At 67.5% G+C, this 19,656-nt stretch carries 16 protein-coding genes, 1 tRNA gene and 2 pseudogenes; 10 read left to right on the top strand and 9 right to left on the bottom strand.

What is annotated here, in order from left to right:
* Positions 1-199: 199 nt before the first annotated feature.
* The 5 genes and pseudogenes from BN118_RS15685 (at position 200) to BN118_RS15665 (ending at position 3,848) form a co-directional block, all read left to right on the top strand.
* Positions 200-1,111 carry a Bug family tripartite tricarboxylate transporter substrate binding protein gene (locus BN118_RS15685; protein ID WP_033446288.1) on the top strand — a complete coding sequence of 304 codons (912 nt, stop codon included), beginning with the start codon at positions 200-202 and terminating at the stop codon, positions 1,109-1,111.
* Positions 1,112-1,125: 14 nt separating this feature from the next.
* A complete protein-coding gene (locus BN118_RS15680) occupies positions 1,126-1,836 on the top strand; it encodes a FadR/GntR family transcriptional regulator (RefSeq protein WP_003820799.1) in 711 nt (236 codons plus the stop codon).
* A pseudogene (locus tag BN118_RS21260) lies at positions 1,833-3,078 on the top strand (aconitase X). Before BN118_RS15680 ends, BN118_RS21260 begins: the two are co-directional and overlap by 4 nt.
* 1 nt (position 3,079) lies before the next feature.
* On the top strand, positions 3,080-3,514 hold the full coding sequence (locus tag BN118_RS15670) for an aconitase X swivel domain-containing protein (RefSeq protein WP_003820797.1): 435 nt from the start codon (positions 3,080-3,082) through the stop codon (positions 3,512-3,514).
* Positions 3,515-3,542: 28 nt separating this feature from the next.
* Complete coding sequence (locus tag BN118_RS15665; protein WP_003814535.1) at positions 3,543-3,848, top strand: putative quinol monooxygenase; 306 nt, start codon at positions 3,543-3,545, stop codon at positions 3,846-3,848.
* A gap of 56 nt (positions 3,849-3,904) precedes the next feature.
* Here the strand turns inward: BN118_RS15665 and BN118_RS15660 are convergent, their stop codons facing one another.
* Entirely contained in the window at positions 3,905-5,059 is a 1,155-nt protein-coding gene (locus BN118_RS15660) for an iron-containing alcohol dehydrogenase (protein ID WP_010931145.1), read from the bottom strand.
* 169 nt (positions 5,060-5,228) lie between these two features.
* On the opposite strand from BN118_RS15660, the gene BN118_RS21105 reads away from it, so the two are divergent.
* The gene (locus tag BN118_RS21105; RefSeq protein ID WP_023852737.1) at positions 5,229-5,354 is read left to right on the top strand and encodes a hypothetical protein; all 126 of its coding nucleotides are present in this window, start codon (positions 5,229-5,231) and stop codon (positions 5,352-5,354) included.
* Between the two features lie 7 nt (positions 5,355-5,361).
* Here the strand turns inward: BN118_RS21105 and BN118_RS15655 are convergent.
* The 6 genes and pseudogenes from BN118_RS15655 to mnmC form a co-directional block, all read right to left on the bottom strand.
* Positions 5,362-5,437: transfer RNA gene (locus BN118_RS15655), tRNA-Lys, on the bottom strand.
* Between the two features lie 129 nt (positions 5,438-5,566).
* Positions 5,567-6,364, bottom strand: a complete 798-nt coding sequence (locus BN118_RS15650; RefSeq protein ID WP_010931144.1) for a MetQ/NlpA family ABC transporter substrate-binding protein — start codon at positions 6,362-6,364, stop codon at positions 5,567-5,569.
* 47 nt (positions 6,365-6,411) lie between these two features.
* A complete protein-coding gene (locus tag BN118_RS15645) occupies positions 6,412-7,065 on the bottom strand; it encodes a methionine ABC transporter permease (RefSeq protein WP_019247918.1) in 654 nt (217 codons plus the stop codon).
* On the bottom strand, positions 7,022-8,110 hold the full coding sequence (locus BN118_RS15640) for a methionine ABC transporter ATP-binding protein (RefSeq protein ID WP_003814544.1): 1,089 nt from the start codon (positions 8,108-8,110) through the stop codon (positions 7,022-7,024). Before BN118_RS15640 ends, BN118_RS15645 begins: the two co-directional genes overlap by 44 nt.
* A 164-nt stretch (positions 8,111-8,274) precedes the next feature.
* Positions 8,275-10,500: a glycoside hydrolase family 31 protein gene (locus BN118_RS15635; RefSeq protein WP_003814547.1), complete on the bottom strand. Its 2,226-nt coding sequence runs from the start codon at positions 10,498-10,500 to the stop codon at positions 8,275-8,277.
* 294 nt (positions 10,501-10,794) lie between these two features.
* Positions 10,795-12,647: pseudogene (gene mnmC / locus BN118_RS15630) on the bottom strand (bifunctional tRNA (5-methylaminomethyl-2-thiouridine)(34)-methyltransferase MnmC2/FAD-dependent 5-carboxymethylaminomethyl-2-thiouridine(34) oxidoreductase MnmC1).
* A 130-nt stretch (positions 12,648-12,777) separates the two neighbouring features.
* On the opposite strand from mnmC, the gene BN118_RS15625 reads away from it, so the two are divergent.
* The 3 genes from BN118_RS15625 to BN118_RS15615 all read left to right on the top strand — a co-directional run bounded on the left by BN118_RS15625 (position 12,778) and on the right by BN118_RS15615 (position 15,782).
* Positions 12,778-13,674 carry an inositol monophosphatase family protein gene (locus BN118_RS15625; RefSeq protein ID WP_023852715.1) on the top strand — a complete coding sequence of 299 codons (897 nt, stop codon included), beginning with the start codon at positions 12,778-12,780 and terminating at the stop codon, positions 13,672-13,674.
* A 108-nt stretch (positions 13,675-13,782) separates the two neighbouring features.
* A complete protein-coding gene (locus BN118_RS15620) occupies positions 13,783-14,733 on the top strand; it encodes an IS481 family transposase (protein WP_014486105.1) in 951 nt (316 codons plus the stop codon).
* Between the two features lie 98 nt (positions 14,734-14,831).
* Positions 14,832-15,782, top strand: a complete 951-nt coding sequence (locus BN118_RS15615) for an IS481-like element IS481 family transposase (protein ID WP_010930048.1) — start codon at positions 14,832-14,834, stop codon at positions 15,780-15,782.
* Here BN118_RS15615 and BN118_RS15610 read toward each other — a convergent pair.
* On the bottom strand, positions 15,779-17,455 hold the full coding sequence (locus BN118_RS15610) for a long-chain-fatty-acid--CoA ligase (protein WP_023852727.1): 1,677 nt from the start codon (positions 17,453-17,455) through the stop codon (positions 15,779-15,781). The genes BN118_RS15615 and BN118_RS15610 overlap by 4 nt on opposite strands.
* A gap of 76 nt (positions 17,456-17,531) precedes the next feature.
* On the opposite strand from BN118_RS15610, the gene BN118_RS15605 reads away from it, so the two are divergent.
* The gene (locus tag BN118_RS15605) at positions 17,532-18,713 is read left to right on the top strand and encodes a M20 aminoacylase family protein (RefSeq protein WP_014906007.1); all 1,182 of its coding nucleotides are present in this window, start codon (positions 17,532-17,534) and stop codon (positions 18,711-18,713) included.
* 13 nt (positions 18,714-18,726) lie between these two features.
* Here BN118_RS15605 and BN118_RS15600 read toward each other — a convergent pair whose 3' ends face one another.
* Positions 18,727-19,605 carry a LysR family transcriptional regulator gene (locus tag BN118_RS15600; RefSeq protein WP_003814552.1) on the bottom strand — a complete coding sequence of 293 codons (879 nt, stop codon included), beginning with the start codon at positions 19,603-19,605 and terminating at the stop codon, positions 18,727-18,729.
* Positions 19,606-19,656 lie beyond the last annotated feature (51 nt).

Here is a 19,656-nt window from a genome sequence, read left to right as displayed (position 1 = left end):
AACGCCGGCTGACGCCCTCGCCGCGGCGATATTTCCACCGCTTTCTGGATAACCCTCAGTGTTGCAGCGAGTTTATTTGGTAAGATGAAAATGCGCAATTGGTAATATAACTTTTGAGGATCCGATTATGGAAAGACGCAGGTTGTTATTGGGCGGCCTGGCCGCGGGTATCGCGGCGCCGCTGTTGGCCCGACGCGCGATGGCCAGCCCACGCAAATATCCGGGCAAGCCCATCCGCATGATCATTCCCTTTCCCGCCGCCGGCGTGACCGACATTTCGGCGCGCCTGCTGGCGGCGGCAATGGCCGAGGAACTCGGGCAGACCATCATTCCCGAGAACAAGCCGGGCGCGGCGGGCAATATCGCTGCCAAATACGTGGCCGATGCCGCGCCGGATGGCTACACGATTCTTTTCAACAACTCCGCCACGCACGGCATCAACCCCACCCTGTTCAAGAGCATCAACTTCGATGCCGAACGCGACTTCACGCCCATCCTGTACTGTTCCTCCTCGCCGAACCTGTTCGTGGCGAACAAGAACTTCCCGGGCGACACGATTGCCGATTTCGTCGACATCGCCAGGCAGCAAGGCCCCGCGGTCATGATGGCGCTGGGCAGCCTGGGCAGCAGCCAGCACATGGCCGCCGAATTGCTGTGCCACGTCACGGCCACCCAATTCACCACCGTCCCGTACCGCGGCGGCGCGCTGGCCTTGCAGGATCTGATCGGCGGCACCGTGCAGACGCTGTGCGACGGATATCCGTCGTCCATCCAGCACATCCGCCGCGGCACCATCAAGGCGCTGGGCGTCACTTCCCCGGAACGCATACCGAGCGCGCCCGACATCCCTGCCGTGGCGGAAACCCTCCCGGGCTACAGTGCCTACGGCTGGTTCGGGCTGGTAGGCCCCGCGGGCATGGACGCGGACGTGGTCGCCGTGCTGAACCAGGCCGGCAACCAGGCGCTGCAGGATCCCGAACTGCGCACCCGTTATGCTGAGGTCGGTGCTACCTTGCATGGCGGCCCCCCGGAAGTGTTCAAGCAGCACATCCAGGACGAAATCAAACGCTGGCGGGAGATCATCATCGCGACCAACGCCAAGCCCGAATAACAAAGGATTCCCACTTGAGCTCGACGAAACGACCTGCCTCCCGCGCTGACGAAATCACCCAGGAACTGGTGCGGATGATTCAACTGGCCGACGCCCGTCGAATCGCGAAACTGCCGACCGAAATGGAGCTGGCCGCCCAGCTGGGTATCAGCCGTCCGGTGATACGCGAGAGTCTTTCGAGACTGGAATCGCTCAACATGGTGACGCGCCGCCAGGGTTCCGGCCTCTACATCGTTGCGCCGGAAAAGCGCAGCCCCGAAGCGCTGGTGCTGCTGGAGCAATCGGCGCCGCTGTCGCCACGCTCCATCGCCGAAGCGATGTCGGTGCGCGCGATCCTGGAACTGGAAACCGGCCGCCTGGCCGCGCTCAACCACCGGCAGGTGGACCTGGACCGGATGGCGGCCGAAATCGAGCGGCTGGCGGCCACCGGCGCGCGGGGCTTGGAGGCCGCCGAGGCCGACGAGGCGTTCCACCGGGCGCTGTCGGACGCGGCCGGCAATGTCACCCTGAGCCAGGTGCTGGATCTGTTCCTGCGCCTGTCATGGCGCCGGCGCGTCGAGTATTTCTCGCAGCCCAAGCTGGGTAAACAATCAATCATCGAGCACCAGGAGATCCTCAACGCCGTGGCGTCAGGCGACACGGATGCCGTCAGCACGGCCATCCGGACCCACCTGAACAGCGCGGAACGCTTCTGGGACTCGAAATACGTGAAGAAGAAATCATGATACTGACGGACGAACAACAAGGTCTGTTGAACGGCGACGCCGGCGACGTCGTTGCGAAGTACTTCACCTGGCTGGTCGAATGGGGACGCTTGATGGGCGCGCAACGACTGGTCAAGGTCGACAGCGTGCACACTTCCGGCATCACCGCGCAAGGCAGGGTCGCCGGCGCGGTAAGCCCCGAAGCCCGCAAGAAAACCCTCGAACAGGTCATCGAGTTCACCAGCGTCCGCATGCGAGCGCCGACTGCCACCCACGTGGCGCGCGTATGCGTGGAGGACGACAAGGGCGGCGGCCTGTCGGCGGAAGACCAGGAATTCCAGAAGCTGGTGATAGACCGGGCGCGCGACGCGGGCATCCAGCTGACCTGGACCTGCGCGCCGTACATCGCGGGCATACTGCCCAGCAAGAACCAGATCTGCGCCTGGACCGAGTCCTCGGCGGTCGTCTACATCAACGCCATGGTCGGAGCCCGATCCACCCGCAACGGCACCGAAAGCGCCATCGCGGCGGCCATGTCCGGCTGGTTCCCCGAGTTCGGCGTGCTGCTGGAAGAAAACCGCCAGGCCGATCTCATCGTGGAAGTCGAGGCCGCCCCTTCCGAGGAACTGTGCGACTGGGGCTTCCTGGGCTATTTCGCCGGCGAAGTATCGGGCCTGCGAACCCCGGTCCTCGATCAGCTGCGCGCGCCGTCCCTGGAAGAAGCCAAGCAATTGTCCGCCGCGGTGGCCACCGGCGGCGGCTGCACCATGTTTCATATCGCCGGCGTCACCCCCCGAGGCCCCCACGCTGGACGCCGTGGCCAGGCGCCCGCTGGAGCGCATCCGCTACACGGCGGCGGACCGCGCGCGCATCGCTGCCAAGCTGAACACCCTGACGAGCGAACGGATCGATTACGTCGTGCTGGGCTGTCCGCACGCCACCTTGCACGAGATCCAGGTCATCGCCAGCCAGCTGGAGGGCCGCCGCGTATCCCCGAACGTGCGCCTGGAAGTCTGGACGGCCTGGGCAGTGCGCGCGGTCGCGCAGCGCATGGGGCTGGTCGATGTGATCGAACGGGCCGGCGGCAAGGTGCTGACCGACTCGTGCCCCTCGATCACCCGCTCCGGCCATGGCCGCCGCATGGTCACCAATGCGGTCAAGCAAGGCAACTATCTACAGGGAATGACCGGCCACGAGGTCGCCGTCGGCAAACTGACCGACGTGGTTTCCGCGGCGATGACCGGCACTTGGCAAGGACTTTGACATGCTCACTATCGATACGGCTTCCCGCACTTTCCATTGCAAGACCTGGGTGACGGGCCAGACACAGGGCAAGGCGGTCATCGCTCGCGAACGGATCTCGTTCTGGGGCGGCTTCGACCCGCAGACCGGCAGGATCGTGGACCCCTACTCCTCCCTGCGCGGACGCGACATCTCCGATTGCGTCCTGATCCTGCTGTCCTCGAAAGGCTCGTCCGGGACATCGGGCATGCTCTCGCTGGCGACGCGCGCCGGCCACGCGCCCGCGGCGATGATCCAGGTAGAGATGGACCCCGTGACCGTCATGGGCTGTCTCGTCAACAACATCCCCTTGCTGCAGGCGAGCGGATTCGATCCGTTCGAGCAGATCCAGGACGGAGACCTGGTGCGGATAGACGGCGAGAACGGTACGATCACCCTCACCCCCGGGCAAGCCTGATACCGTCCCCTCCACCAAAGGTACCCCTATGTCCCAACCCTATCTGCAGGTCATCGCGCACTATCACGCCCAGCCGGGCGCCCAGGAGCAAGTCGGTGCGCTGCTTGCCCGGCTGGCGGAACACACCCGCACCGAACCGGCGAATCTGTATTACGAGTACTTCCAGTCGGGAAGCGATCCGTGCCACTTCGTCATCCTGGAAAAATATCGCGACATGCACGGCCTGGATGAGCATCGCCAGACCGCGCATTTCCAGGCAATCGGCATCGGCCAGATCATTCCCCTGCTGGCCAGGCGCGAGGTCGAAAGCCACATGGTCACCCCGGACAGCTAGATCTCCAGGGATTCGCGCGCGCCGCCGCGACGGCGGTGCGCGCGGCGCCAGCGGCGTCAGAACGCCTCTTCGTAGAGTCGCGTGGCGTCGGCCAGCGTGACATCGCGCGGATTGTTCGCCAGCAGGCGCTGTTGCTGCAGGGCCAGCCCGGCCAGCGCCGGGATGTCCGCCGCCGTGACGCCGACCTGCGCCAGCCGCGTCGGCAGTTCCAGCGCCCCTGCCACCTCGGCCATCGCCTGCACGAACGCGGCGGCCTTTTCCGCCACGCCGCCGGCATGCCCCGGCAGGATCACGTCCGCCAGCTCCGCGTACTGGGTCTCGCAACGCAGCGAATTGAACCGCAGCACCGGCCCCAGCACCAGGGAATTGGACAGCCCGTGCGGCACATGGAATGCGCTGCCCAACGGATAGGCCAGCGCATGCACGGCGCCCACCGGCGCATTGGCGAACGCCTGGCCCGCCAGCATCGCGCCCAGCAGCATGTCCTGCCGCGCCGCCAGGTCGCCGCCGTCGCGGCAAGCGACCGGCAACGCGCGAAACAGCAACCGCAACGCTTCGCGCGCCAGGGCGTCGGAAATGGGATTCTTGAGCACCCGGCTGGTATATGCTTCGGTCGCGTGCACCATGGCATCGATACCGGTGGCCGCGGTGATGGCCGGCGGCAGGCCCAGCGTCAAGGAGGCGTCCAGGACGGCCAGGTCGGCGTACAGCACGGGCGAGATGACGCCGGCCTTGGCGCCCTCGCCGGTCGTCACGACGGCGATCGGCGTGGCCTCCGAGCCGGTGCCCGCCGTGGTCGGCACCTGCACCAGCGGCAAGCGCGGCCCCGCGACCAGGCCTATGCCATAGGCTTGGCGCAAGTCCTGCGTCGTCCCGGCGAATGCGGCAGCCAGCTTGGCCACATCCATCGAAGAACCTCCGCCAAAGCCCACGATCATCTGGGCCCGGGCATCGCGCGCCGCCGTGATGGCGCGCTCGACCACCGACTCCGGCGGATCCGCGACCACCTCATCGAACATGGCCACCGTATGGCCCGCGCTGGTCAGCGCGTCGCGCAGCCGGCCCGCCAGGCCCAGTGAAACCAGCGCGCCGTCCGTCACCAGCAGGACGCGGCTCGCGCCCCACCGGGCCGCCAGCGTCTCTCCCAGGGCGTCGCTGGCGCCAGCGCCAACCAGCGTCCTCGCATGCGTACAGAACTCAAACATCGCCACCTCGCTCAGAACAGGCTGAAGTCCGCACGCCGACGCACGGCATCCGCCCGCGCGGCGCGACTCGGAAAACCAGCTTAGCAGGCTGCGGGATCGCGCAGGCAGGCAGGCGCGGCGGTTTCCCAATTGTCGGGAAACCGCGTCACGGCAAACGGATATCGAAGGCGGGATAATGGCCGCGCGCAACAACCAGGCGCACCGCATGAAAATAGCCAGCAAGAAAAAAACCAGCAAGAAAAAAGCCGCTTCCATGAGCGGCTTTTTTCTTGCTGGCCTTGTTGCTGGCCTTGCTTGCTGAATCTGGTTGGTGGGTCGTGCGCGACTCGAACGCGCGACCAACGGATTAAAAGTCCGCTGCTCTACCAACTGAGCTAACGACCCGACCGAAGTCAGGAATTATGACGGATTTCCAGCCCCGTGTCAAAATCGGCCGGGTGAAAAAGCCAAGCCGCCCGAGGGCGGCTTGGCGGGATGCAGGCCCGGCCAGCGCCGGACGCGTGCTGCCGAGGCTTACCAGGCGGCGACCACGGCGCCCTTGTACTTGCCGAGGATGAACTCCCTGACCGGCGCGCTCTGGTAGATGGAAACCAGCTTGCGCAGGTCGGCGCGGTCCTTGTCCTGCTCGCGCACCACCAGGACGTTGGCATAAGGCGACTCGGCCGATTCGCGCACCAGCGCGTCCTTGCTCGGATCCAGGCCGGCTTCCAGCGCGAAATTGGTATTCACGGCGGAGGCGTCGGTGTCGTCCAGCGAGCGCGGCAGTTGGGCGGCGTCCAGTTCGATGAAGCGCAGCTTGCGCGGATTCTCCACCACATCGATCGGCGTGGCCTTCAGGCCGGCTTCCGGACGCAACTTGATCAGGCCATGCTCCTGCAAGAGCAGCAAGGCGCGCCCGCCGTTGGTGGGATCGTTGGGGATGCCGATGCGCGCGCCGTCCTTCAGCTCGTTCAGGTTCTTGACCTTCTTGCTGTAGACGCCGATGGGGAAGATCACGGTCTTGGCGATGCTGACCAGCTTGTAGCCGCGGTCGGCATTGGCGTTGTCCAGGTACGGCTGGTGCTGGTAGCTGTTGGCGTCGAGGTCGCCGGACGCCAGCGCCACGTTGGGCTGCACGTAGTCCGAGAACTCGATGACCTGGATATTCAGGCCCTGCTTGGCGGCCTCCTGCTTGACCACCTCGAAGATCTGCGCGTGCGGACCGGCGGTCACGCCGATCTTCAGCGGCTTGTCCTGCGCCAGCGCAGGCTGCGCAAACACGGCGGCGCCCAGGGCGAACGCGGCGAGGGTTTTCAGGAACTTGGTGCTCATGTTGCGATATTCCCAGATACGGAGTGATGAAAAGAATCGTGCGGGATTCAGCGGTGCGACATGCGGCGCACCAGCCAGTCGCCCAGGCTCTGGACGACCTGCACCAGCGCGATCAGCACGACCACGACAGCCAGCATGACTTCAGGCAGGAAGCGCTGGTAGCCATAACGGATGCCCAGATCGCCCAGGCCGCCGCCGCCGATGGCGCCGGCCATGGCCGAGTAGCCGATCAGGCTGACGATGGTGACGATGGTGGCGGCCACCAGGCCAGGCAGGGCCTCGGGCAGCAGCACCTTGCAGATGATCTGCAAGGGCGAGGTGCCCATGGCGCGCGCCGCGGTGATCAGGCCTGGATCCACTTCGCGCATGGCGTTCTCGGCAACGCGGGCCATGAAGGGAATCGCCGCCACCGCCAGCGGAACAATGGCTGCGGTGGTGCCGATGGAGGTCTGCACCAGCAGGCGGGTGAACGGGATGATGGCCACCATCAGGATGATGAAAGGCACCGAGCGCGTGCCGTTGACGACGGCCGCCAGCACCCGGTTGACCGCCAGGTTCTGCAGCATGCCGCCGCGTCCGGTGACGATGAGCAGCACGCCCAGCGGAATGCCGACCACCACCGAAATGGCGCCGGACACGCCGACCATCAGCAGGGTCTCATGCAGCGACGTGATAAGCAGATCGATCAGTTGCGGGCTCATGGGCGATTTCTTCTACGGTGATTTCACGGGCGGCCAGCGCGGCGAGCGCGTCCTTGACCGCGTGCGGCGCGCCTTGCGCCAGTACGAACAGCGTGCCGACGGCCACGCCCTGGATGTCCTCGACGCGCGCCTGCACCAGGCTCACGTCCAGCGCGAACTCGCGCGCCAGGTCCGACCAGAGCGGCTCGCCGGCGGCCACGCCCTTGAGCGACAGGCGCCACAGGCGCACGGCGCGGCCGGGCTCGGCGGCCGCCAGCGCGTCGATGCGCTGCTTGACGGCGGCCAGGGTGGCCTCGCTGAGATCCGACGCGGTCGCGGCCGAGACCATGGCGCGGGTGACTTCGTGCCGGGGCGCGGCGAACACTTCGCGCGTGCTGCCCAGCTCCACCACCTCGCCATGCGACAGCACGGCGACCCGGTCGCAGATCTCGCGCACCACTTCCATCTGGTGGGTGATCATCACCACCGTCACGCCCGTCTTGCGATTGATATCGCGCAGCAGCGCCAGGATGTTGTGGGTGGTCTCGGGGTCCAGCGCCGACGTCGCCTCGTCGCTGAGCAGCACGTCGGGGTCATTGGCCAGGGCGCGCGCGATGCCCACGCGCTGCTTCTGCCCGCCGCTGATCTGGCTGGGATAGCGGTCGCGCAGGTGCTCCAGGCCGACCAGCGCCAGCAGCCGCTCGACCCTGGCGGGAATCTCGGCGCGCGCCACGCCGGCGATCTCCAGCGGCAGGGCCACGTTGCCGTACACGGTACGGCGCGCCAGCAGGTTGAACCCCTGGAACACCATGCCGATGCGGCGGCGCTGGTTGCGCAGCTGCGCCTCGCCCAGCCCCACCAGGGCCTGGCCGCCAATGGCGATGCTGCCCTGGTCCGGGCGCTCGAGCAGGTTGATGCATTGAACCAGCGTACTTTTGCCCGCGCCGCTCGGCCCGATGATGCCGAATACCTCGCCCTGCTGGATGTGCAGGTTGATGCCCCGCAGCGCTTCGAAGCGGCCATGCGGGGTGGCGTACGTCTTGGATAGATTTTCGATATGAATCATGGCATGCGATTGTGAATCGCCGCTCTTCTTAAGAGAACGACTGTTTATTCCTCTTTTTATAACTATTAGTTATATAAAATGGATAAGACCCGATGCGTGCCGGCAACGGGCCGGCGACGCATCGGGTCGGAAGGGAACGCGCCGGGCACCAGGCCCGGCAGGCGTCAACGAGCGCGCGAGATGCGGACTTCAGCGCCGCGGCGCTTCACTTCCAGCCCTTCGGAAGGCAGGATGCGCAGTCCTTCCAGCCCCTTGATATAGCTGGAACCCTGCATTTGCATTACGCGGATTTTATTGCGCATGACCACCGGATTGTGGACCGGCATGCCGAACATCCAGACCTCGTCCAGGATACGCGCCGAGTTGAACTCGCCCGTGTGCTGCGCGGCCGGGCCGAGACAGAGCATGTGGCCTTCGCGGCCGAACACGGGGTAGCGGTCCAGTTCGCACTCGACGGTCCAGGTCGTGCCGCCCTCGTAGCGGTGGCCGGTGTTGAGGTCCCACCAGGCGTCGCCCTTGGGCAGGTAGACGCGCACCTGCTTGCCCGGCTGCGTCACCGGCGCGACCAGCAAGGCCGGCCCCAGCAGGTATTGCAGGTCCCAGGCATGCGCATGCGGATCGTGCGGGAACGACATGGCCATCGAACGCTGCACCGGCAGGCCGGTACGCGCCGAGTCCTCGATGGCGCCGAGCACGTAGGGAATCAGGCGGTAGCGCCACTGCATCCAGGTGCGGGCATGCGCCAGGGCTTCTTCGCCGAAGGCGTCGGGCAGCAGGCCAGGGACGCCCTGGAAGCTGAAATTGGCCGACAGCACGCAGGCCCCCAGCCAGCGCAGGTACAGCTCGGCGGTCATGCCCTCGAGCGGCGCCTGCGCCGAACCCAGCGCATGCACCTGCACCGGCACGCCGCTCGCGCCGATCGACAGCGCGGTGCGCAGGCTGTGCTCCAGCCCGGCCCAGTCGTTGGTCACGCGCGGGCCCACCTGCCACGGCAGGCGCTGCGCCGCCGGGAACAGGTCGGTGCTGGGCACCACGCCCTCGGGCGGCACTTTCAGGCCGGCCACCGCGTCGAACAGCGCACGGCGGGCCAGCAGTGGATACATGGTGCGCAGCGCCGGGCCGGTTTCGCCGTTGCGCGCCGACACGCCATCGGGAATCGCGATCTGCGCGTCGCAGGCCGGCGCGTCCAGGCCGTCCTCGATCAACTGGCGGTGCCGCTCCACCCACATCGCGTAAGCGTCGCGATACGACAGATCCAGCAGGCCGTAGGGCTGCCCGCCGGTGGCGGCGTTGCCGTCGAACACCTGGGCGCTGCCATCGTCGCGCGTCAGCAGCCAACCGCGGTCTTCCAGCTCTTCGAACAACAGGCTGGATTTCAGCACGCCCGGAAAACCGCTCGCCGCCACATGGACATGATGCTTGTGGAACAGCGCCAGCATCTGGCGCGCGTCGGGGAAGCGCTGGGCATCCCACTCGAGCACCGGCTTGTCGGCCTGGAAGCTCCAGGCCGCCGGCAAGGCCAGCGTCACGGCATCCAGCGCAATCTGCTGATCGCGCAGGCGCGCCACCAGGGCCGCCGTCTCGGTCGGCATCTGGCCGTCGGCCTGCTGCAGCCATGCGCCCATCGCCCACAGCACCGGCTGGCCGGCGCGGCCGGTCAGCGCGGTGTACTGGTTGAGGATCTCGGCCGGCTCGCCGACGAACAGGAACAGGTCCAGCACCGGGTCGTCGATGGTGAGCACATAGGCGCCCTCGGCGGGCTCCAGGCCCACCGCGTGCTCGACGCGCCGCATCGTGTTGGCGTACACGCCCCAGCCGCGCGGGCTCCAGGCCAGCGGCAAGGCGCGATGCTCGGGGTCATCGGACACCACGGCTTCGCCGCGGCGGTTGAGATCTCCCGGCGTTTCGCCCAGGCCATAGACGGGCTCGGCGCCCTCCAGGCCCAGGCCCACGGTCCACACGGCCTCGTCGGTTTCGTCGAGCGCGTTGTGGCCGAACGCGGGCGTATGCGCGGACACTTCGGAAGCAAAGACTTCCTGGTCGCCGCGATACAGTTTCACGCGCACGGGATCGGAGAGCACCTCAAGCGTGGTATCGCCCTGGGCGATACGCCAGCCGCCGCCGTCGTCGCGCGGCGTCAACGTCGCCTCGCCCACGGCCTCCTGGCGCGCCAGCAACATTTCAGCCACGGCGCGCGCACGCGCGCTGGATTTTTCATCGGTGAGGAGACTCGCCTCGCCACAACGCAGGCGGTATACGCCCGGCGCGTGCGCTTCGACTACCAGGTGCAAGCCGTCGCCCGCGTCGAAGTCGATGCGGCTAGGGCGGGACGTCAACAACTCGACGGTGTCGAGCTGGGTAGTATGAGCAAAGTCGAACTTCGGCGGCACAGAGCATCCCCCGGCTTTAGCCAAAAAACCATTAAAAGACGCTATTTTGACGGATTTGGGCCCTGAAATAAACTCGCCCCCTCATTTTGAGGGTGCCGGCATGCCGTAGGCGGCGCTTCAGGCGCCATTTTGCGGCCTGAGCAGTCACTTACTTCCAACCCCCGCAAAATCGCCAATCACCACTATCGTTCAGCTTATATCGGTGTTTCGGGCCCTATTTTGCCGCCAACCCCGGCCGATTATGCGCCCACTGCGCCGCGCGTGGTCGGCAATAGATGCGACACCATTTTATTTTCATCGTGGCGCGATTTGCGCCAGCAAGTCGGTTTCGAGCGGCCCGGGCTCGCCGCAGAGGCGCGCCGCGATCACGTCGCCCATCAGCGCCGCCCAGCTCAGCCCGCGCGATGCGTATCCCGCCGCCAGCCACAGCCCCGGCGCATGGGCAACCGGCCCGGCCGCCGGCAACCGGCCCGGCAGCACGGCGCGCCATCCCGCCCAGCCGGGCAACGAACCGGGCTGCAGGGACGCGAAGGCGGCCGGCGCCTGGCCCAGCAGGCCCGCGGCTTTGTCCAGGTTGACGCGCTGGCCTTCGGCGCCGGTCAGCGCCTGCGCGGCGCCATGCACATAGGTGCTGCCGGCCACGTACCAGCCGTCCACGGCGGGCAGCAGGTATCCCTCGCCGCCGACGACGCAGCGCGGCCCGCCGGACAGGGCCTCGGCCGGCAGCAGGGTCACTTCGCCGGCCAGCGCGTGCATCCGGGCCAGCCGCGGCAAGGGTTCGAGCAGGCCGCTGTCGGCCAGCAGGCGCGGCGCGTCGGCCGCATTGGCCAGGACCACCACCGGCGCCTGCGCCACCTGCCGTCCCTGCGCGTCGAGCACCTGCCACTGGGCGCCGTGGCGCCGCAGCCGCGCAGCCTGCGCCGCGATCGTGCTTATGCCCTCGCCCGCCAGCAGCGCATCGATGAGCGCGCCCGGCTGCACCAGCATGCCGTCGGCGAAGAACACGCCGCCGCGCGCCACCGGCAAGCCGGCCAGCGCCCCCGCCTGGTCGCGGTCCACCATGCGCACCCAGTCGGCCGGAAATTGCAGGATCTGCAGCGTCTGCGCCAGCGCCGCCGCGCGGCCGGCGCCGGCAGGTCGCGCCAGCGCAGCCAGGCGCGCTGGCTGCCCGCGCGCGACAGGCGCGCACGCGGATTGTCGTCGCGCGCGATGACCGGCGTCAGGGCCGCGGCGGCATGGCCGGCGTGCGACGCAAGGCCCGCCAGCCGCGCCGCATCCAGTACCGTCACGGCCCGGCCGCGCAAGGCCAGCGCATGCGCCACCGCCGCGCCGGCCAGCCCGGCGCCGACCACCAGCACCGGCGCGCCGTCATCATCGGGCGCATCGTCGGGTGTCGCCACCCCAGGCAGGCGCTGGCCCAGCGTCATGTGCCACTTGCCGCCAAAGCCCGGCGCGCGCCGGACGGCAAAGCCTGCCTGTTGCAGCGCCTGTCGCACCTGCCCGGCGCTGCACCAGGAGGCCAGCGTGGCGTCCGGCGCTGCCAGCCGCGCCAGGGCCTGCAGCATGTGCGGGTCCCACATGGCGGGATTGCCGCGCGGCGCGAAGCCGTCCAGGAAGTAGGCGTCGACGCGCGCCGTCAGGCGCGGCGCCAGCTGTTGCGCCGCGCCGAAGCCCAGCGTCAAGGTCAGCGCGCCGCCTTCGAACTCCAGCCGGTGCAGCCCGGGCAGCAGCGGGGGCCACTGCACGGCCAACTGGGTGGCCAGCGCCTGCAGTCCCGCCGGCGCATGGGCGCGCAGCACGGCCAGCAGATCCTCGCGCGCAAACGGGTGTCCCTCCAGCGACAGCATGTGCAGGCGGCGCGGCCGCGCCGGATCGTCACGCCAGGCTTGCCACAGGGTGAGAAAATTCAGCCCCATGCCAAAGCCCGTCTCGCAGACGGTAAAGCGCGCCCGGCCGCGCCAACGCTGCGGCAGGCCGTTGCCCCGCAGGAAAACATGCTCCGCCTGGCCGGCCGCGTCGTCGCGCGAGTGATAGACATCGCCATAGGCGGCGCTGTACAGGCGGCCCTGTTCGTCATGGACGACGACGGCGGGCTGCAGGGGCGCATACGGGGCAGACATGGCGGCAGGAAAGATCCGACTATTCAAAGGTTTGCCACTATAAAGCCATCGCCGGCCGTTGGATAAGCACCACGCCGTTGCAACGAAATACCTGGCAGCGGGCCCGAATTCTCCCTGGTTGCGGAATGCGTTGCGAGCATGGGCTTACACTTGGGCTATGCAGACCTCCGCCCAACGCTCCCCTGCCTCCGCCACCCTGGACCTCGGCGCGGCCGTCGACGCAGCCGTCACAGCGGCCCATGCAGGCGCCGCCATTCTGCAGTCGTACGCGCACCATCGCTCGGATCTGGTCATCGACCGCAAGGCGCGCAACGACCTGGTCTCGCAGGCCGACCGCGAGTCCGAGGCCGCCGTCATCAGCGTATTGCGCGAGCGCACGCCGCAGTTCGGCATCGTGGCCGAAGAAACCGGCGGCGCGGCGCAAGGGCCGGCAACCACCTGGTACATCGACCCGCTGGACGGCACCACCAACTATCTGCACGGCATCCCGCACTACGCGGTGTCGATCGCGCTGGTCGCCCACGCGGGCACGCGCGTGGTGGCGGGCGCCGACCTGCAGGAAGACACGCCGGTCATCGGCGTGGTCTACGACCCCAGCAGCGAAGAGCTTTTCACCGCCGTCCATGGCATCGGCTCGTGGCTCAACGGCCATCGCATCTCGTGCTCGCGCACGTCGACGCTCGACGATGCCGTGCTGGCCACGGGCTTTCCGTTCCGCGATTTTTCCTTCGCCCACCAGTACATGCCGATGCTGCACGATGCCATCCGCCGCACCCGCGGCGTGCGCCGCATGGGCGCGGCGGCGCTGGACCTGGCCTGGACGGCCTGCGGCCGCTACGACGGCTATTGGGAAATGGGCCTGGCGCCGTGGGATGTCGCGGCCGGCACCTTGCTCGTGCGCGAGGCCGGCGGCGTGTGCACCGACATGATGCGACAGCAGTCGTGGCCCAGCGGCGGCCGCGTGGTGGCCGGCAACCGGCACATCCACGGCGCGCTGTTCGACATGGTCAGCCCGCACCTGGACGCGCCCGCGCCCGATTCCAGCCAGGCCTGAGCGCCCGCGCGGCCCGCGCTAGCTGTGATGTCTCAATAGGTTGTTCATCCAGGCCGGACCTGGGATGCTGTGGTTACCACGCCATCGCAACTCAGGGCAGGACACTGGATGAACAACCATAAGCATGCGCGATTGACCCGCCTAGGTCGAGCCCTTCTTGTTAACAGGGTGATGCAACAGAACTGGACGATGAGGCAGGCCAGCCAGGCGGCAGGGGTGAGCCTGCGCACCGGTTACAAGTGGCTTGCCCGCTTCCGAAGCGAAGGTCTGGACGGCCTGCTTGACCGCAGTTCTCGCCCGCACCGCAGCCCGAAGGCCTGTGCGCCCGAGCAGGTTGAGCACTTCGCCCAGCAGCGCCGCCAGCGTCTGCCGCTGTGGCGCATCGCGCGTGAAGCCGGCCGCAGCCTGGCCACCGTGGCGCGGTATATGGAACGCATCGGCCTGAGTCGACTCGCCTCGTTGGAGCCGCCGGCGCCGGTGCGCCGCTATGAACGCGCCAGCCCAGGCGAGCTGCTGCACATCGACACCAAGCGGCTGGGCCGCATCCGGGGCGTGGGCCATCGCATCACCGGCGATCGGGCCCAGAACCGCAACCGCGGCATTGGCTGGGACGCTGTGCACCTGGCCATCGATGACTTCTCGCGCGTGTCCTTTGCTCGCATCCTCGACGATGAAGGCGGCGATCAGTGCGCTGAGTTCCTGCGCCAAGCCACCGCCTACTACGCCAGTCTGGGCGTGCGCATCGACCGCGTGATGACCGACAACGGCAGCGGCTACGTCTCCAGGACCTTTCGGGCGGTGTGCGTGGAGCTGGGAATCCGTCACATCCGCACCCGCCCCTACACCCCCAAGACCAACGGCAAGGCCGAGCGCCTCGTGCAGACCTGCTTACGGGAGTGGGCATACGCCAGGCCCTACACGAGCTCAGCCGAACGACAGGCTGCCTTGCAGCCCTTCATTGACCGCTACAACTGGTATCGGCCACACTCCGCTCTCGGACATCAGCCACCCATCACGCGTATCCCAGATGTGAATAACCTATTGAGAATCGACAGCTAGCTGTGAAGATTCAATAGGTTGTATGCATGGTTCATCCGAACCGGATTTGAGAAACTGGAAATCGCCAACCCCCCAGTTCACTCAAGGAGCCCGGCCGGATGAACACCCATAAGCATGCCCGATTGACCTTCCTACGTCGACTCGAAATGGTCCAGCAATTGATCGCCCATCAAGTTTGTGTGTCTGAAGCGGCCCGCGCCTATGGGGTCACCGCGCCGACTGTGCGCAAATGGCTGGGCCGCTTCCTGGCTCAGGGCCAGGCGGGCTTGGCCGATGCGTCCTCGCGCCCGACGGTCTCGCCCCGAGCGATTGCGCCGGCCAAGGCGCTGGCTATCGTGGAGCTGCGCCGCAAGCGGCTGACCCAAGCGCGCATCGCCCAGGCGCTGGGCGTGTCAGCCAGCACCGTCAGCCGCGTCCTGGCCCGCGCCGGTCTGTCGCACCTGGCCGACCTGGAGCCGGCCGAGCCGGTGGTGCGCTACGAGCATCAGGCCCCCGGCGATCTGCTGCACATCGACATCAAGAAGCTGGGACGTATCCAGCGCCCTGGCCACCGGGTCACGGGCAACCGACGCGATACCGTTGAGGGGGCCGGCTGGGACTTCGTCTTCGTGGCCATCGATGACCACGCCCGCGTGGCCTTCACCGACATCCACCCCGACGAGCGCTTCCCCAGCGCCGTCCAGTTCCTCAAGGACGCAGTGGCCTACTACCAGCGCCTGGGCGTGACCATCCAGCGCTTGCTCACCGACAATGGCTCGGCCTTTCGCAGCCGCGCCTTCGCCGCGCTGTGCCATGAGCTGGGCATCAAGCACCGCTTTACCCGACCTTACCGCCCACAGACCAATGGCAAGGCCGAACGCTTCATCCAGTCGGCCTTGCGTGAGTGGGCTTACGCTCACACCTACCAGAACTCCCAACACCGAGCCGATGCCATGAAATCCTGGCTACACCACTACAACTGGCATCGACCCCACCAAGGCATCGGGCGCGCTGTACCCATCTCCAGACTCAACCTGGACGAATACAACCTATTGACAGTTCACAGCTAGCTTCCCGCCTCGGGCCGCAGTTCGCGCCGCAGGATCTTGCCCACGTTGCTCTTGGGCAGTTCGTCGCGGAATTCCACGTGGCGCGGACGCTTGTAGCCGGTCAGCCGCTCCTCGCACCATTGCAGCACCGCTTCGGCCGTCAGGGCCGGATCCTTCTTCACGACGAATACCTTGACCGCCTCGCCCGAATGCTCGTCGGGCACGCCGATGACCGCGCACTCCAGGACACCCGGATGCGCCGCGATGACGGCCTCGACTTCATTGGGATACACCTTGAAGCCCGACACCGCGATCATGTCTTTCTTGCGGTCGACGATGCGTGTGTAGCCGGCCTCGTCCATGATGCCGATGTCGCCGGTCAGGAAGAATCCGTCGGCCGTCATGACGTTGCGCGTTTCCTCGGGCTTCTGCCAATACCCCAGCATGACTTGCGGGCCGCGGATCGCAACCTCGCCACGCTCGCCCAGCGGCACCGGCGCACCGTCATCATCGAGAATGGCCACGTCGGTCGATGGCAGCGGCAGGCCGATGGAGCCCGAATAGGTCTTGGCGTCGGTGGGGTTCACGGTGGCCACCGGCGAGGTCTCCGACAGGCCGTACCCTTCTATCAGCGGATGGCCGGTCAGCTCCAGCCACCGCTCGGCGACCTGGCGCTGCACCGCCATGCCGCCGCCCAGGGTCAGGCGCAGGTCGGTGAAATCCAGCTTGGCGAAATCCGGGTTGTTGACCAGGGCGTTGAACAAGGTATTGACGCCGGGGAAGATATTGATCGGCGCCTGGCGCCAGGCAACGATCAGCGCCGCCTGGTCGCGCGGATTGATGACCAGCAGATTGCGCATGCCGGCATGCATGCCGTAGAGGCCGCAGACCGTCATGGCGAACACGTGGTACAGCGGCAGCGCGCTGATGATCGTCAATTGCCGGCCATGCAGGTCGTGCAGCACCGGCTGCGCCACGGCTTCGGTCTGCAGCACGTTGGCTACCAGGTTGCCATGCGACAGCATGGCGCCCTTGGGTACGCCGGTGGTGCCGCCGGTGTACTGCAGCACGGCCAGGTCGTCCATGCCCAGTGCGGGCGGCGTGAACGTGGCGCGCGCGCCGTCGCGCAAGGCATCCGGCAGGCGGTGCGCCCCGTCGATGCGCCACGGCGGAATCAACTTCTTCACATAGCGCGCCGCCAGGTTGACCAGCGGCGCTTTCAGGCCTCCCAGCAAGTCGCCAGGGCCGACCACCACGACATGCGACAGCGCGCCGCGATCGGGCACCGCCTGCAGCGTGTGCGCGAAATTCTCCAGGATGACGATCGTCTCGGCGCCGCTGTCGAGCAGCTGGCGCTGCAATTCGTCGGCCTTGTAGAGCGGATTGACGTTCACCACCACCATGCCGGCGCGCAGCGTCCCCAGCAGGCACACCAGGTAGGCGGGCACGTTGGGCATCATCAGCGCCACGCGCGCGCCGCGCGCCAGGCCGCGCCCCTGCAGCCAGGCGGCGAAGTGCCGCGCATGGGCATCCAGTTGCGCATAGGTCATGTCCGAGCCCATCGAGCGGCAGGCCACCTGGCCGGCATGGCGCCGGCAGGCCTGGTCCAGCAGGTCGGTCAGCGACGTGTAGTCCTGCGGCGAAATCTCGTGGGGAACCCCCGCGGGATAGTGGGCGAGCCAGGGGCGCAGCATGGTGTTTGCCTCCATTAATTCGAGTTTTGTTTGATGATAACCTTGTTGCCTCGGACTTCCGCATGGAGCCCACGGCATGAAACTGATCGAACCCATCGTCGCGTGGCGCCAGGATATCGCCGCCATACGCCGCGACATACACGCGCACCCCGAACTGGCATTCGAGGAATTTCGCACCGCCGACGTGGTGGCGGCCAGGCTGCAGGAATGGGGCATCGAGGTCGACCGCGGCCTGGGCGGCACGGGGGTGGTCGGCATCATCCGCGGCACGCGCGAAGGCCCGCGGGCGGTCGGCCTGCGCGCCGACATGGACGCCTTGCCCATGCAGGAAGCCAACACTTTCGAGCACGCCAGCCGCAATCCGGGCAAGATGCACGCGTGCGGCCACGATGGCCATACCGCCATGCTGCTGGCCGCGGCGCGCTTCCTGTCGCAGCAGCGCGATTTCGCCGGCACCGTGTACGTGATCTTCCAACCGGCCGAGGAAGGCGGCGGCGGCGCCAAGCGCATGATCGACGATGGCCTGTTCACCCGCTTCCCCATGGAAGCGGTATTCGGCATGCATAACTGGCCGGGCATGAAAGTCGGCCAGTTCGGCCTGACCGCCGGGCCCATCATGGCCTCGAGCAACGAGTTCGCGATCCACATCAAGGGCAAGGGCACGCACGCCGGCATGCCGCACCTGGGCGTCGATCCGGTCATGGCGGCGGTGCAGCTGGCGCAATCGCTGCAGACCATCGTCACGCGCAACCGCAACCCGCTCGACGCCGCCGTGCTCAGCATCACCCAGATCCACACCGGCAGCGCCGACAAGGTGGTGCCCAACGAGGCCGTCATGCGCGGCACGGTGCGCACCTTCACGCTGGAAACGCTCGACCTGATCGAGCGCCGCATGGGCGAAATCACGCGCCTGACCTGTGCCGCCCTCGATTGCGAGGGCGAGCTGGAATTCCGGCGCAACTATCCGCCCACCATCAACCACCCCGCCGAATCGGCGTTCTGCGCCGGCGTCATGCGCGGCATCGTGGGCGCGGAGAACGTCAACGACCACGTCCAGCCCACCATGGGCGCGGAGGACTTCGCCTTCATGCTGCAGGACAAGCCCGGCTGCTACGTCTGGATCGGCAACGGATCGGGCGACCACCGCGACGCCGGCCATGGCGCCGGCCCCTGCATGCTGCACAACGGCAGCTACGACTTCAACGACGAACTGTTGCCGCTGGGCGCCACCTACTGGGTAGAGCTGGCGCGCCCCTGAGCCGGCCAGGCCCCTAGGGCAGCGCCAGGCAGGCGTCCAGGAAGCGCTGGGTGGCGCGCGCCGCGGCGCTGGCGTGCGGCGCCAGGATGCTGAGCGTGCGCGTCAGCGGCCGCGGCAGCAGCCGCAGCGTCGCCAGCGAGCCGTCTTCGTGCCGCACCGACATGATGGAGACGAAGCCCACGCCCAGGCCGGCGCGCACCGCCTGCTTGACCCCTTCCACGCCCGCCAGCTCCAGCCCCACGGCCGGCGCCAGCCCCGCGCTGGCGAAGGCGCGCTCGACCAGCCCGCGCACGCCCGAACCCGGCTCGCGCGTGACCTGGGGCCAGGCCGCCAGGTCGCGCAGCGTGGCCGCGCCGTTGCCCGCCAGCGTGTGGTCGGAGCGCACGATCGCCACCACCTCGTCCTGGCGCCAGGGGTGCACCACCGTATCGGCGGGCAGGCCGGCCGGCACTTCGCCTTCGATGAAAGCCAGGTCCAGGGACGGCAGCCGCTCGACGATCTGGCGCGTATTGCCGTCCGACAGATGCACGCCGACGGCCGGGTAGCGGGCCCGGAAGGCGGCCACCAGGCCGGGCAGCAGGTAGCTGGCCGGCGTGGTGCTGGCGCCCAGGCGCAACGAACCGGTTTCCAGGCCGCGCCAGGCGTCGCGCAGCGCGCCGGCCTGGCTGTATACCTGGCGCAGTTGGCGCGCGTGCTCGGCCAGCCGCTCGCCGGCCGCGGTCAGGACGATGCCATGGCCGCTGCGCCGATACAACGGCTCGCCGAACCAGTCCTGCAACATGCGCAACTGGCCGGACACCGCCGGCTGCGACAGGTGCAGCAGTTCGGCGGCGCGGCTGATATTGCCGGCATCGGCCACGCTGGCGAAGGTAAGCAATTGCTCCGGTGTCATGCCGATATCGTAATTCCTGATGATAGATATTAAAAATAAAGATTTTTCAGA

Source organism: Bordetella pertussis 18323 (assembly GCF_000306945.1).
In the GTDB taxonomy this organism is placed as follows: domain Bacteria; phylum Pseudomonadota; class Gammaproteobacteria; order Burkholderiales; family Burkholderiaceae_B; genus Bordetella; species Bordetella pertussis.
Note: the sequence above shows the minus strand (reverse complement) of the source record. Positions and strands in the feature narration are given on the sequence as shown.